This is a genomic window from Sphingomonas sp. LH128, assembly GCF_000293195.2.
In the GTDB taxonomy this organism is placed as follows: Bacteria; Pseudomonadota; Alphaproteobacteria; order Sphingomonadales; family Sphingomonadaceae; genus Novosphingobium; species Novosphingobium resinovorum_A.
Genome location: NZ_ALVC01000262.1, coordinates 1 through 14,428 on the forward strand (window position 1 = coordinate 1; position 14,428 = coordinate 14,428).

11 protein-coding genes are annotated in these 14,428 nt (G+C 67.1%); 5 read left to right on the plus strand and 6 right to left on the minus strand.

Features of this window, described 5'->3' with window-relative positions:
* Both LH128_RS20035 and LH128_RS20040 read left to right on the plus strand, forming a co-directional pair.
* A partial coding sequence (locus LH128_RS20035) for an SRPBCC family protein (protein ID WP_008831508.1) occupies positions 1-244 on the plus strand: 244 nt, incomplete at its 5' end.
* A gap of 76 nt (positions 245-320) precedes the next feature.
* The gene (locus tag LH128_RS20040; protein ID WP_008831509.1) at positions 321-1,097 is read left to right on the plus strand and encodes an SDR family NAD(P)-dependent oxidoreductase; all 777 of its coding nucleotides are present in this window, start codon (positions 321-323) and stop codon (positions 1,095-1,097) included.
* Positions 1,098-1,221: 124 nt separating this feature from the next.
* Here LH128_RS20040 and LH128_RS20045 read toward each other — a convergent pair whose 3' ends face one another.
* Complete coding sequence (locus LH128_RS20045) at positions 1,222-2,592, minus strand: sensor histidine kinase (protein WP_008831510.1); 1,371 nt, start codon at positions 2,590-2,592, stop codon at positions 1,222-1,224.
* A 10-nt stretch (positions 2,593-2,602) separates the two neighbouring features.
* Positions 2,603-3,274, minus strand: a complete 672-nt coding sequence (locus LH128_RS20050) for a response regulator (protein ID WP_008831511.1) — start codon at positions 3,272-3,274, stop codon at positions 2,603-2,605.
* A gap of 101 nt (positions 3,275-3,375) precedes the next feature.
* On the opposite strand from LH128_RS20050, the gene LH128_RS20055 reads away from it, so the two are divergent.
* Genes LH128_RS20055 through LH128_RS20065 form a run of 3 tightly spaced genes read left to right on the plus strand, consistent with a single transcriptional unit; the run spans position 3,376 to position 8,821 of the window.
* A complete protein-coding gene (locus tag LH128_RS20055) occupies positions 3,376-4,464 on the plus strand; it encodes an efflux RND transporter periplasmic adaptor subunit (protein ID WP_008831512.1) in 1,089 nt (362 codons plus the stop codon).
* Between the two features lie 8 nt (positions 4,465-4,472).
* On the plus strand, positions 4,473-7,562 hold the full coding sequence (locus LH128_RS20060; RefSeq protein ID WP_008831513.1) for an efflux RND transporter permease subunit: 3,090 nt from the start codon (positions 4,473-4,475) through the stop codon (positions 7,560-7,562).
* On the plus strand, positions 7,559-8,821 hold the full coding sequence (locus tag LH128_RS20065) for a TolC family protein (RefSeq protein ID WP_008831514.1): 1,263 nt from the start codon (positions 7,559-7,561) through the stop codon (positions 8,819-8,821). Before LH128_RS20060 ends, LH128_RS20065 begins: the two co-directional genes overlap by 4 nt.
* 44 nt (positions 8,822-8,865) lie before the next feature.
* Here LH128_RS20065 and LH128_RS20070 read toward each other — a convergent pair whose 3' ends face one another.
* From LH128_RS20070 to ptsP, 4 genes are all read right to left on the minus strand, one after another.
* Positions 8,866-10,182 (minus strand): carbohydrate porin, encoded by a 1,317-nt coding sequence (locus LH128_RS20070; protein WP_008831515.1) that lies wholly within the window; start codon positions 10,180-10,182, stop codon positions 8,866-8,868.
* 47 nt (positions 10,183-10,229) lie between these two features.
* Positions 10,230-11,930, minus strand: coding sequence for a PTS fructose transporter subunit IIC (locus LH128_RS20075; RefSeq protein ID WP_008831516.1), 1,701 nt, complete (start codon positions 11,928-11,930; stop codon positions 10,230-10,232).
* The gene (pfkB, locus tag LH128_RS20080; RefSeq protein WP_008831517.1) at positions 11,927-12,895 is read right to left on the minus strand and encodes a 1-phosphofructokinase; all 969 of its coding nucleotides are present in this window, start codon (positions 12,893-12,895) and stop codon (positions 11,927-11,929) included. The genes LH128_RS20075 and pfkB overlap by 4 nt, the downstream gene beginning before the upstream one ends.
* The coding region (gene ptsP, locus LH128_RS20085) for a phosphoenolpyruvate--protein phosphotransferase (protein WP_008831518.1) at positions 12,895-14,428 on the minus strand (1,534 nt) is incomplete at its 5' end. The genes ptsP and pfkB, both read right to left, overlap by 1 nt.

The following is a 14,428-nucleotide window of genomic DNA, read 5'->3' on the forward strand; positions in this document are numbered from 1 at the left end:
GGAATCGATCATGGCCGGTCCCCAGCCGCTGCGCGAGGCCGAGATGCAGCACCGCGCCTTCGACAACGGCCGCGGCGTGCCCGAGATCAAGGACCAGATCGTCTATCAGGACATGCTTCTGGCGGAAGGCCAGCAGAAGGGCATGTATTCTCGCGGGTACACCGACGCCTATCTGGCCGCGCAGGAGACGCGGGTGCGCTTCTTCCATGAAGTGCTGAACGATTACCTCGAGGGGCGGCGCTAGGCCGTCCCCCCCCATCGGCATGTGCTCCGCACTTTGGCCTTGCCGGGCAACTGACGAGACGAAGGAGACTCGATCCATGGATGCGACCCGACTGGACGGCGCGATCGCGCTGGTGACCGGTGCAAGCGGTGATATCGGCGCAGCCGTGTGCAGCCTGCTGGAAGCACGCGGCGCCATGGTAGTGCGCTCCGACTTGCGCGCGCCGTCCGGGGGCAAGCAGGAATTCCTCGCGCTCGACGTTACCAGTGAAGGGAGCTGGGCCGAGGTGCTGGGCGTCATAGAAAGTCGCCACGGCGCGCTCGACATCCTGGTCAACAATGCGGGCATCGCGCCGATGGAGCGGATCGATGCCATGGCGCTGGAAGACTGGCGCCGCTGCCAGCAGGTGAACGTCGAGGGCGTCTTCCTCGGCCTCAAGCACGCCTCGCCGTTACTGGCGCGCAGCGGATCGCGGCGGCCCGGCGGTGCCGCGGTGGTCAACTTGTGCTCGGGCGCATCGGACCGGCCTGCCGCGTTCAGCGCCGCCTATTGCGTCAGCAAGGCCGCCGCACGGATGCTCACCCGGGCCGCTGCCGTCGAATTCGCCGCACTCAAGATGCCGATCCGCGTCAATTCGGTCCATCCCGGCGTAGTCGAGTCCGCGATGATGGACGATATTCTCGCCACTTATTCGCGGATCACCGGCGGGACCCCGGTGGAGACGCTGCGCGCGGGCGTTGCCGCAGGCAACCCGATGGGCCGTTTCGTAGACCCGGCCGAAGTTGCGGAAGCCGTGGCATTCCTCGCATCGAGCGCGGCTCGGTACGTCCACGGTGATGCGATCCACGTCGATGGAGGCTACGCCGCGGCCTGAAAGGCTGGGCATATGTGCTGATCCGTCCGGGAACGCCTCCTGGGGCGGGGAGTGCCGGTCCGATGGCGCTTTGGGCTTCGACGGGACATGCCGATTTCGCCCGGTTTCGGCGCAGGGACAAATCCTATAATTCGGGCCTGATTTCCAGCGGCAAGCAAACTTCCACACGCAGCCCGTCCCCGTGCCCGTCCAGGAGCCGGATCGTGCCGCGGTGCAATCGGACGACTTCCTGCGCGATGTTGAGACCCAGCCCGCTGCCGGACCCCGATGGCTGAGCGCCGCGATCGAAGCGGTTCAATACGCGTTCCCGGTCATGTTCGCTCAGGCCCGGACCACTATCCTGTATGATGAGGCGCACCGTATCGGTCTGCTTCGAAAGCTGGATCAGGATGACGCCGAATTCCGGCGTGTAGCGTATGGCATTGTCGACGAGATTGGAAACGAGCTGTTCGATCGGATGTTGATCGCCGTGAAACGGAATATTGCCGTCGCCCGCCTCGAAGCAGATCTCGATATTCTTTTCCAGCGCGGACGGGATCGCCCAGGACACGACATCGGCCACGACCACGTCGATCGGGAATGACGCGAAGTTGGCAAAACCGTCGGACCCTGCCTCGATCCGGCTGAGGGTCAGCAATTGACCGGTCAATCGAACCAGGCGGGTGCCTGCCGCATCGACCTTTTCCAGCATCGCGCGCATGTCGTCATAGGTGGTCGTGCGGAGAGCGAGTTCCACCTGGGTGCGCATGTTGGTCAAAGGTGTGCGCAACTGGTGCGAGGCATCGGCAATGAACCGCCGCTGGGCTGACAACAGAGCCGCAAGACGTGCGATCAGGCTGTTGATCACGCCGACCTGCTGGTGCAGTTCCATCGGCAGTGCATGGTCATCGATATGCCGCAGGTCGTTGGGGTCGAGCCGCGCGATCGCGTCGCGAACCCTGGCTAGCGGCGCGATGCCTCTTCCGACGCCGATCCAGATGAGGAGGATGATCCCCATGAGGAACAGCGATTGCGGCGCGACCATGTAGGCCATGACCTCGCGCGAGAGCATGTTGCGCTTCTGCCTGGTTTCCGCGACGCGCACCAGCATGAAGCGGCCCCCGTCACCGGCTACGCGGGTCTGCACGATCCGAAAGTCCCGGCCCTCTATCCGGGCGCCGTAGAAGATGTTGCCGTGGGAGTTGGTTACGGTCGTGGTGGGGGCAGGGACGCCTGCATTGCCGACATGGCGCATGCCGGTATCGTCGATCATCAGGTAGCGGATCTGGTCCACCCGGTCGAATTCCAGCATTTGCCGGGCCGCAGGCGGCAGGTCGACCGAGAAGGTGCCGTTGGAACTGACGACCTGCCGCGCGATCGTTTCGACCGAGTCCTCCAGCGAACGGTCGTAGGCCACGTTCACGAAATGAACGACGATCGCGTAGGAGGCCCATAGCCAGATCGCGGCCAGCGCCAGCGTTGTTGGCAGCAGCCACGCCAGCAGCCGCCTGCGCATGCTGAGACGCCTAGCCATTGCGATGGTGTTCCATCAGATAACCGAGGCCATGAATGGTGCGGATACGCACCGCATTGGCGGCCAGCTTCCGGCGCAGACGGCTGACGTAGACTTCGATGCTGTTGGTGGCGACTTCGCGGTCCCAGTTGCTCATCTGCTGGGCGAGCTTCGCCTTTTGCACGACTTCGCCGACGCGGCCGATCAGCGCTTCCAGCATGTCGGTTTCCCGTAGCGACAAGTCTATGGGCTGCCCTTCGACGAAAGCCCGGCGCGTCTCGGGATCGAACTCCAGCGGTCCATTGACGAGCCGGACCACCGTACCGGAAAGGCGCCGGCGGATCGCTTCGATGCGGGCTTCAAGCTCTCCCAGCGCGAAAGGTTTGACGAGATAGTCGTCGGCGCCCGCGCGCAATCCGGCGATGCGATCGTCGATGGCGTCGCGGGCGGTCAGGATCAGGATCGGGGTCGCATCGCGCCGGCCGCGCACCCGGCGCAGGAGGTCCAGCCCATCGAGATCTGGCAAGCCCAGATCGAGCACGACGAGATCATAGCCGCCGCCATGCAGCGCCAGATCTGCGGCCTCTCCGGCAGCGACCGCATCGGTGCGATGCCCGGCCAGTTCGAGTGCGCGGGCGATCGTCTCACGCAAGTCCGCATCGTCCTCGACCAGTAGCAACCGCATTCATAACCTCCGGTCCAGTCAGGACTTTGTCAGGGCTTCCCCATAATCGCCCGGACAGGGCCGTCTTCACCGGAAGACACAATGGCAGGGAACCTATTCGCATGGCACTGTGCTTGGCGCCGCGTTCGCGTCTTCTATTCGCGCTGCTGGTATCGGCAAGCCTTTCCGCCTGTTCGGGCCAAAGCGACGTCGAGAAGCCCGATGCGCCGCCGGGACTGGAGCAGATGATCCGGCAGGGCTTCGTGAAGGCGCAGCGGGTGGGCGAGGGGGCAGGCGGCTTCGGCCTTCCACTGCCCGCGCGGGTGGCATTCGAGGCGCAGGGCATGGCGGCGATCGACACACCCGTAGCGGCCCGGATCGTCTCGATCGCGGTGCGCCCCGGAGAGATCGTCAAGCGCGGCGACGCGCTGGTCACGCTGGTCGGCGCGGAAGTGGCCGGAACGCGATCGGACGTGACGCAGGCGAGTGCGCGCCTTGCCGCCGCCGAAGACATGCTGCGCCGCCAGAACGAAATGGTGCGCCGGGGCGTGGGCACCGAAGTGGAGCGCTTCGGTGCGGAAACCGCCGCACGCGAAGCCCGCGCGGAATATGCCCGTGCGTCTCGCGCTTCCGCGATGATCGGTGGCGGTGATGGCGCCACGTTCACCCTGCGCGCGCCGGTAGGCGGCACCGTGCTCGGACTCAAGGCCAGTATTGGTTCCATAGCGGATGCGGGCGGCGATCCGATCATGGAGATCGGCGATCCGACGCGCCTGTGGATCGTCGCCGATGCCGCCGAAAGCGACTTGTCCGGGGTGCGTCCCGGCATGGAAGCGCAAGTCACGGTCGCCGGGGTGACCGTTCCCGCGCGGGTCGATGGTGTCGGCTCGCTGATCGATAGCGACCAGCGCCGCGTTCCCATCTATCTGCGCCTGTCCGACCGGCCTGCGGGCATGACCGCCGGAATGCTTGCCGAAGTGCGTTTGCCGGGACAAGCTGCGATCACCGTCCCGACCGATGCCGTGCTCGTCAAGGATGGCGGCAACCGGGTTGTCTATGTGCGCACCACCAAGGGCGCCGTTGCGCGTCCCGTGCAGGTGGGCGCATCGCGCGCAGGGCGCATCGTCATCACCTCAGGCCTGAAGCTGGGTGAGACCATCATCACGCACGGCGCCCTGCTGCTCGACAGCAGCGCCAGCCAGCAACTCTGAGCCCCGCCATGCTGTCTCGTCTCATCGAATTCTCGGTTCATCGCCGCGTCGTTGTGCTGGTGCTTGCGGGCATCCTCGCAGTGTTCGGCATCCGGGCCTATCACAACCTTTCCATCGAAGCCTTTCCCGACGTCACCAACGCGCAAGTGCAGGTCATCACCCAGATGCCGGGTTATGCCGCGGCAGAGGTGGAGCGGCAGGTCACCATCCCGCTGGAGCGTGCGCTGAACGGCACGCCGCGCATGACCTTGCTGCGCAGCGAAAACCTGTTCGGCCTTTCCATCATCACGCTGGTGTTCGACGACGATGCCGATCCGTTCGACAGCCGCATGGTGGTGGGCCAGCGCCTTGGCGATGCGGAACTGCCGGAAGGCGTCACGCCCGCGCTGGCGCCGGAATCGACGCCGCTGGGGAAGATCTACCGCTTCCGCATCACCAGCGACCGTCACGACCTGTTCGCGATCCGCTCCGAGATGCAGTGGACCGTCACACGCATGCTGCGGCAGGTCCAGGGCGTGGCCGATGTCGTGCCTTTCGGCGGTTACCTCAAGGAAATCCAGGTCCAGCCCGATCCGGCCAAACTCTACGCGGCGGGGATCAGCCTGGACACGCTGGAAGAGACGCTGAAGAAGGCGAACCTCAACGTCAGCGGCGGGTTCCTGCGCACCGGCGATCAGGAACTGACGGTGCGTGGCATCGGCGTGATCCAGACCCCGGAAGACATCAAGCAGGTTCCGCTCAAGGCCAAGGACGGCACCGCGCTGACCATCGGCGACGTCGCCACGATCCAGACCGCGCCGACCCCGCGCAGAGGCTCGGTATCCTACAACGACCAGCGCGAGGTGGTCGAAGGGCTAGTGCTGATGCGGCGGGGAGAGAACCCCTCGCTGGTGCTCGAAGGCATCCACGATCAGGTCAAGCGGCTGAACGATACGATCCTGCCCAAGGGCATGAAGATCGTGCCCGTCTACGATCGCAGCGAACTGGTCGGCCATACGATCGGGACGGTGCAGGACAACCTGCTGCACGGCTTCATTCTGGTCATCGCCATCGTCTGGCTGTTCCTGCGCAGCGTGACCGGATCGGCGGTGGTCTCGGTGGTGATCCCGCTGTCACTGCTGACCGCCTTCATCGGCCTGAGCCTGCTGGGGCTTCCGGCCAACCTGATATCGATGGGCGCGATCGACTTCGGCATTCTGGTCGATGGCGCGGTGGTGCTGGTCGAGGCGGTGATGCACGCCATGCAGACCGAACGGCCGCAGGACAAGAAGGCCATCCTCAAGCTGGTGATCGCATCGGCCATCGATGTGGGGCGCCCGACATTCTACTCGATGCTGATCATCATCGCCGCGCTGCTGCCGGTCTTCACCCTGCAGTCGGTGGAGGGCCGCATGTTCCGCCCGCTGGCGCTGACATATGCCTTCGCGCTGACCGGCGCGCTGGTGTTCGCGCTGACGGTGGTGCCTGCCTTGTGCGCCGTGATGTTCAAGCCGAAGCACGCCGATATCATCGAGCCGCGCTGGATCGGCTGGCTGCGCGAACGATACCGGTCCCTGCTGGATGGCATCCTGCGCGCACGCGTGATCGCCATGGTAGGCGCGGTGGCACTGCTGATGGCGGGCGCGATCGCGGTGGACCGGCTTGGCACCGAATTCCTGCCCGAACTCGATGAAGGCGACATCGCGATCTTCGTCGAGATGCCCAACAGCATCGCGCTGGAAAAGGCGCAGGACGTGCTGCAGGAGGTCCACCGGCGTATCCGCGCGATCCCGGAAGTGCGCGACGTCCACAGCGAGCACGGCAGGCCCGAAGACGGCACCGACAACGAAGGCGTCAACATGGTCAAGACCTTCGTGCGCCTGCTGCCCGAGGAGAACTGGCACACCGGCAAGACCAAGGCCCAGATCATCGAACAGATGCGTCATTCTCTGGCCGGGATTCCGGGCGTGCGCTTCAACTTTTCGCAGCCGATCAAGGACAGCGTCGAGGAAGCGGTGGCAGGCGTGCGCGGCAAGGTTGTGCTCAAGATTTTCGGCACTGATCTGACCGTGATGCGCCAAACGCTGCTGAAGGCGGTCGATGCGATCAAGCCGATCCGCGGCGTCACCGAACTGGACCTCTACCGCGATGCGCTGGGGCCGCAGTTGCAGATCCAGCTGGACCGCGCGGCGCTTGCCCGTGCGGACGTGTCGATCGAAGATGCGCAGCGGACGATCGAGACCGCTCTTGCGGGCCGCGTCACGACCGAATTCTGGGACGGTGAACGTCCGGTGCCGGTGCGGCTGATCCTGCCGTCTCCCTCGCGCGACGATGCCGACAAGATCAGCGCCTTGCCGATCATGACCCCGGGCGGTGCGCGCGTGCCCTTGGGCCAGCTTGCCCGGATCACGGTGGAGAATGGTCCCACCACGATCGTGCGCGAAGGCAATATCCGGTTCCTAGCCCTCAAGTTCAACGTCGAGGGGCGCGACATGGGCTCGACCGTCAATGATGCGATCGCCGCCGTGAATGCCAAGGTAAAGCCGCCGGAAGGCCACTACTTCGTCTGGGGCGGCGAGTTCGAGAACCAGCAGCGGGCCGCCAAGCGGCTGCAGATCGTGGTTCCCGTCGCGTTGCTGCTGGTCTTGTGCCTGCTCTACGCCGCGATGAACAGCGGGCGCAGCGCCATCGCGATCATCGCCACGATCCCTTTCGCGTTGACCGGCGGCGCCTTCGCGTTGCTGGTCGCCGGGGTGCCGCTGTCGGTCAGCGCGGCGGTGGGCTTCATCGCCTTGCTGGGGCAGGTGTCGCTGATGGGCGTGTTGGTGCTGTCCGCTGCCGAAGAGCGGCGGCGGGCGGGCATGGACCTGCTTCCTGCCCTGCTGGACGGTGCGGTGGACCGCTTGCGGCCGGTGCTGATGGCGTCCTCGCTGGCGATGCTGGGACTGCTGCCGATGGTCGTCTCCAGCGGCATAGGCAGCGAGACGCAGCGGCCCTTCGCGCTCGTCGTCGTGGGCGGCATGGTGACGACGCTGATCGTCGCGCTGCTCATCCTGCCGGTGATCTACAGCTACATCACGCCGGGCAAACTCCAGACCCCCGAGGAGGCCGACGCATGAGCCGACGTGTAATTCTGGGCCACCTTTCCGTCCTGCCGCTGCTGGCCCTTTCGGTTCCGGTGATGGCGCAACCGATGCCGGAAACCGTCGATCTCCAGACGGTGCTCACTCTGGCGCGAACCTCCAGCCCGCGCGTGGAAGCCGAGGAGCAGGACATCGCGGGCGCGCAGGCGGACCGGCAGATAGTGAACGTGTTGCCTAATCCCGAGGTTTCCTATGCCGGATCCTATCAGCCGGGCGGGATCACCAACTTCGAGGGGCGGCGCGCGCACGAAGCCACCGTCGAACTTCCCCTCGATCTGGGCGGCAAGCGCCGTGCGCGGGTCGCGGCGGCGGACCGCAGGATCGATGCCGCCAGATCGCGCGTCGCGGTGTCGAGGCTGGACTTCATGACCGAGGCAGGCAGCGCCTTCGTCGCATTGCTGAGCGCGCAGGACACCGTCGGCGTGCGCCGGGATGCGATGGCCGAACTGGACCGGCTTCGCGGCATGGTGGCGGGACGGCGGGCATCGGGGATGGCCAGCGACTATGATGTCGCCCGCGTCGATGTGGAGATAGAATCCGCCCGCGCCGATCTGGTCGAGGCCGAGAGTGCCGCTATCGATGCCCGCACCGACCTTGCCAATGCCCTGGGCTTCCCGGGGTGGCATCCCAGCGCTAGCGGCAGCCTTGATCAGGTGCCCGGCACCGGCGGCAGTCCCGCCCAATCCGCCGAAGCGCTTCCCGCGGTTGCGGCCGCACTGGACGAGCAGAACGCCGTGAAAGCCGACGTGGTCACGGCCCGGCGCGAGCGTTTCCCGGAAGTCTCGGTGAACGGCGGGCGTTTCTGGACGACCGGCCCGTTCGGCGCGACCTATTCGGCAGGGCTGACGCTGGAAGTGCCGCTGTTCGACCGCCGCAATGGCGCCGTCCGCAAGGCCGAAGCCGAAGCGCGGGCAGCCGAACTGCGCACCGAAATCGCCAAAGCCAAAGCGCTCGCTGAAATCGACCGCTACGCCGCACTGGTCGAAGTGCGCACCGCCGCGCTCGATACCTTCAACCGCAGGATCGGAGGAAAGCTGGACGCGCTGGGGCGTATGGCCGAGGATTCCTATCGTCTGAGCGGTGGTTCGGTCATCGAACTGATCGATGCCACGCGATCACGCTTCGACAATCTGGCCACACAGGTCAGTCTGTCAGCCAGACTTGCCGATGCGCGGCTCCGCCTTCGCCTTTCGCGGGAGGATGGTTCCGACGATACGGCGCTGACGGCCCGGTAACGGATCTCGTTTCGCCACCGGGCCGCCGGGAGAAGCGCCGAAGATCAGAGCTTCATGGCGTCCACCGTGAACTTGCAACCGATGATCAGGGCATCGTCGGTAGGTCGTGCGCGCTCCGGGGCGCCCGTCCGGTCGGGGTTGAGGATGTACTGGATGTTCGGCGACAGCCGGATCGCCGGCCCCACCTGCGCGCTGTAGGACAGCTCCATCATCACCTCGTGGCGGGACGCCTTGCCGCTTCCCCCAGCGGCGAGATCGGCGGCGCGCATGCGCTGCATGGCCAGGTCGCTGAAGCGCTGGTCGCTGATCATGAAGCCCAGGCTGTCTTCGTCCCGCCCCTCGAACGTGCCGGTCTGGACGAGGCCGAGGTCCCAGAAGCGGCTTTCCTCGACCCGGCCCGACAGGTTGGTCATGGCAACGCCGTAGATGCTCAGGCCCCGCTTCGATGTCGGATCGGGGCGGGTCACCTGCTGCTCGAAGCGGACGTAAAGTCCGGACCGGCCATTGCGCGTCTGCGCCGCGCGGCCGGAGAGGATGGCGATGCCGCCCATGTCGTCGCGCAGGGGATCGGCATAGTCGCCCTTGTCGATCCAGCCGCCCAGGATGTAGCGTGAGGGCAGGCGGGCCGCCTCGCCGCTCTCCCGGCTCAGTTCCCACGGCACGATCACGCCGGTCGCATTGCCGATGCCGAAGCCGGTGCCATGATCGCTGGCACGCTTGCGGTCAGGGTTTACCTCGTAGGCGCCGACATGCGCGAAGACGTGCTCGGCGATGCGCGTCTTGGCATGGACCATCCAGCTGGACGCCGGGAAATAGGTGAAGTTGCTGTTCTTGAACACGAAAGTCGGGTTGCCGCAGCCCGAATTACCCTGGAACTGGCAGTAGAGCGGCGAATTGAGGAAGTGGATGTTGGCCTGGCTGCGACCTGCCTCGATCACCAGCCGGTCGTTCAGCAGGTGCTGCTCCCAAGTCAGGATCGCGAGGTGGGTGTTTTGCGTGCCCCAGATTTCCTGCACCGAAGTGTTGTTGCCGATCGCCAGATCAGAAAGGCTCTTGCCATGGCGGTTGGTGACGGCGGCATGGAGCGTGCCGCCACCGATCCCGGCGATGCGGTCCATGTCGAGGTCGGCGCCGACATAGACCTGCCCGGCATAAGCGGCATCGCGCCGCAGGCCGCCGGTGACGTTACCCGCCGCCTCTCCGGTATAGCTGAGGGCGAGGGTAATGCCGTCGTCCGCGAGCGGCTGGGAAGTCTTCGGCGTCTCGGCCTCATCTGCCGACTGGGCGAAGGCAGGTGCGATGGACAAGGCGAGGGCGGCGACGCCTGCAAGGCAGGCGCCCTTGATCGGCAGGGCCGTCATGGCAATGGGTCCTCTCTGGGTGTTCTGTACGTGGTCTTCGGGGCCGGTCAGGCCGCCGTGGCAGTCTTGCGCTTGAGCAGGCCGACGAGCACCGCACTCACCAGCGTTCCGGCGACGATGGCCGTCGCATAAGCGGCAAGGTGCGTCACCGCGCCGGGGATCGGCAGGACGAAGACGCCGCCGTGCGGCACTTTCAGCTCTACTCCGGATGCCATCGAGATTGCGCCCGCAACCGCCGATCCGGCCATCAGCGAAGGGATGACGCGGAACGGATCGCGTGCGGCGAAGGGGATCGCGCCCTCGGTGATGAAGGCGAGGCCGAGCACGGCGGCGGCGCCGCCGGCCTCGCGCTCCTCGGGCGTGAAGCGGTCGCGGAACAGGCGGGTCGCCAGCGCCACGGCGAGGGGCGGGGTCATCCCGGCGGCCATCGTCGCGGCCATCGGCGTGCAGACGTTGCTGGCGATGAGGCCGACCGAGAAGGCATAGCCTGCCTTGTTGACCGGTCCGCCCATGTCGAACGCGGACATCGCGCCAAGGATCACGCCGAGCAGCAGTGCGCTCGACCCCTGCATGGAGCGCAGCCACTCGGTCAGGAAGGCGAGCGCGGCGGCGACCGGCGCGCCCACGGCATAGACCATCAGCAAGCCGGTCAGCAGCGTGCCGAGCAGCGGCAGGATCAGCACAGGCTTGAGCCCTTGCAGGTTCTTGGGCAGGCGGATCAGCCGGTTGAGACCCTCCACGCCGTAGCCCGCGATGAACCCCGCCGCGATGCCGCCGAGGAATCCGGCGCCAAGCTGCGCGGCCATCATGCCGCCCACCATGCCCGGCGCGATGCCGGGTCGGTCGGCAATGGAAAAGGCGATATATCCGGCAAGCGCGGGCACGATCAGCGCAAAGCCGCCCTGCGCGCCGATCTGGAACAGCGTGTGCGCCAGGGTGCCTTTGGCGGCGTCGGCATTGGCGCCGATGCCGCCGATCGCGAAGGCGATCGCGATCAGCAGACCGCCCGCCACCACGAAGGGCAGCATGAACGACACGCCGGTCATCAGGTGCTTGTACGGTCCGGCGCGTTCCTGTCGCGCAGGTGCCTTGTCCTCGCTCCCGGTCGCCGCTTCGCCGCCCTGCACTTGCGCTTCGGCCAGCGCGCGTTCGATCAGCTTCGCGCCGCCGGAGATTGCGGGTTTTGTGCTGGACGAGAACACGCGCTTGCCTGCGAAGCGCGCGCGATCGACCTCGCGGTCGGCGGCGATCAGCACGACGTCGGCCTCGGCGATTTCCCCGGCGGTCAGGGGCGTACCCGCGCCGACAGAGCCTTGCGTCTCCACGCGGATCGGATAGCCGAGCTGCCGGGCGCCTTCGCTCAGGCCCTCTGCGGCCATGAAGGTATGGGCGATGCCGGTGGGGCAGGATGTGATCGCGACGATGCGCGGGGCCTGCGTGGTCGCTGCCGGGCCGTTCTTCGGTGCGAACCGAAGCGCACCGGCGGGATCGGCAAGCACTGATTCCAGCGTTACATGGCGGTCGGCACGCTCGGCAAGCGCAGCGTCCGCATCGCCGCCAACCAGAAGCAGGACGCCTTCGGCACCGGGAACGTCTTCGGCAAGCGGATTGAGCACGCCCTGTTCGGTGCGTACCTCGACCTCGATGGTCCGGCCTTCGGTCCGGGCGGCGCGGCGCAGGGCCTCGCCTGCCAGAACGCCTTGAACTGCGGACGCGCCCGCCTCGACGACGGCGAAAATCTTGGTCATCGGGTCTCTCCCGCCGCTGTCGTCGCGGCTGTTTCTATGGGGGTGACGATCACTTCTTCGGCCAGCGCATGGACGCTGGCGAGGGCGGGCAGGTTCGGCCCCGCCATGCCCAGCTTGGCCACCGCGAAGGCAGTCGCGAGCCGTGCCGTGCGCTCCAGCGAAGCCTCTTCGGCCAGCGCGGCGGTGATGCCTGCTACCATGGCGTCACCGGCGCCGACGGTGCTTGCCACTTCGCCGATGGCGAGGCGGGCGGTGAGGGCGCCTTCGTTCGAGACGAACAGCGCGCCATCCGCCCCCATCGATACGACGACCAGCGCTACACCACCGTCGCGCAAGGTTCGGGCCGCTTCAAGTAGGGCGACCATGTCGGGCAGCGGGCGGGCCAGGAGCTGGCTCAGTTCGTCGCGGTTGGGTTTCACGACGTGCGGCGGCTGGGCACTTTCCAGCGCGCACTTCATCGGCAGGCCGCTGGTGTCGAGCACCACGCGGCAGCCGATCGCCCGCAGCCGCGCGGTCAGCGCGGCGTATGTATCGGGCGGGCAGCCGGGAGGAAGACTGCCCGCCAGCACGACGAGGTCGCCCTCGCGCGCCGCATTGCAGATCGTCGCGGCGACCATTTCGGCGCGACCGGGATCGACTGCGATGCCATCCAGATTGATGTCGGTGGTGCCCGCCGGGTCGACGAGCTTGAGGTTCACGCGCGTCGTTCCGGCGATGCGGATGAAGCGGTCCTCGATACCCTTGGCGGCGAACAGCGCATCGAACGATGCGGCATTGTCGCTGCCCAGCAGGCCGTAGGCGGAGACGTCTTCGCCCCAGTCGGCAAGGCAGCTGGCGACGTTGACGCCCTTGCCGCCCGCATTCTGGCGCACAGAGCGGGCGCGATGGACCTCGCCGGGCACGAGCCGGTCGAGCGTGACGGTCTGGTCGATCGCCGGATTGAAGGTGACGGTGAGGATGCGCATCAGGCTGCTCCTCCATCCAGCGCGCGCACGTCCGCAGCGCCCTCGGCGGCGAGCGCGCGGGCGGCCAGCTCTACCAGTTCGCTGCGGTCGGAGGCGCGAAGGCGGGCCTTGACTGCGGGAATGTCGCGCGGGGTCATCGACAGCTCGTTGACGCCGAGGCCGACGAGCAGCGCCGCGCCGAACGGGTCGCCGGCGATGCCGCCGCACACGCCGACCCAGCGGCCATGCGCCTTCGCGCCCTCCACCGTCATCGCGATCATGCGCAGAACGGCCGGGTGCAGGCTGTCGGCATCGCCAGCAAGTTCCGGGTTCTGCCGGTCGATGGCGAGCGTATACTGGGTGAGGTCGTTGGTGCCGATCGAGAAGAAGTCGGCATGGGCGGCCAGCGATGCCGCCTGGACCGCCGCCGCCGGAACCTCGATCATGATGCCGATCGGCACCTGCGGGGCCTCGAATTCGGCGCGGATCGCCTCGCAGCGCCGGCGCAGGTCGATCAGTTCATGCGCGGATGTGATCATCGGGAACATGATCGAGAGGTCACCGCCGTCCTTTGCGGCGCGGTAGAGCGCGTGCAGTTGCGGCTCCAGCAGGTCGGGGCGGCGCAGCAGCAGCCGGGCGCCGCGCACGCCGAGGAACGGGTTCTCCTCTCGCGGCAAGTCGAGGTGCGGCACCTGCTTGTCGCCGCCGATGTCGAGCGCACGCACGATCAGCGGGCGCTCTCCCAAGGCTTCCGCCATCGCGCGGTAGGCGGCGACCTGCTCGTCTTCGGAAGGGCTGTCGCCGCGTTCGAGGAACAGGAATTCGGTGCGCATCAGGCCCACCCCCTCGCCGCCTTGCGCCAGTGCGAAGGCGACCTGATCGGCACGGTTGACGTTGGCGGCGATCTCCACGCGGTGGCCGTCGCGGGTCACTGCGGGCTTGCCGCGCTCGGCTTCCTCGGCCGCGCGCTGGCGCGCGAGGTCCTCGATCCAGGCGCGGGCGGAGGCGAGGTCGTCTTCGGAAGGGTCGATCCACACGCGCCCGCCGTCGCCATCGACGACGACCGTGGTGCCCGAAGGCGTCGCCAGCAGTTCCGCGCCGCCCGCGACGACCGAGGGCAGGCCGAGCGTGCGGGCCAGGATCGCGCTGTGCGAGGTCGGGCCGCCGAGCGATGTGGCGATCCCCGCGACCTTGGCCGTGTCCAGCGTTGCGGTGTCGGACGGCGATAAGTCGGCGGCGACGAGAATGCTGGGCACATCGGGCAGGTCTGCCAGAGTGCCGGTGACGAGGCTGGGGTCGATCTCCGCCAGCACGCGGCGGCCCACGTCGTGCAGGTCGGCAGCACGTGCCGCGAGCACCGGATTGCCCAGCGCGGAGAGCTTGCCCGCGATGCGCTCGACCGCCTGATGCCACGACCATGCGACGCCGTGGCCTTCGACCATGAGCTGGCAGGTCAGGGTAATGAGGTCGGTGTCTTCCAGCAGCTCGGACTGCGCCTTGAAGATCGCCGCTTCCGATGCGCCGAGGCGGCGCGTGGTGTCGTCGATCAGCGCG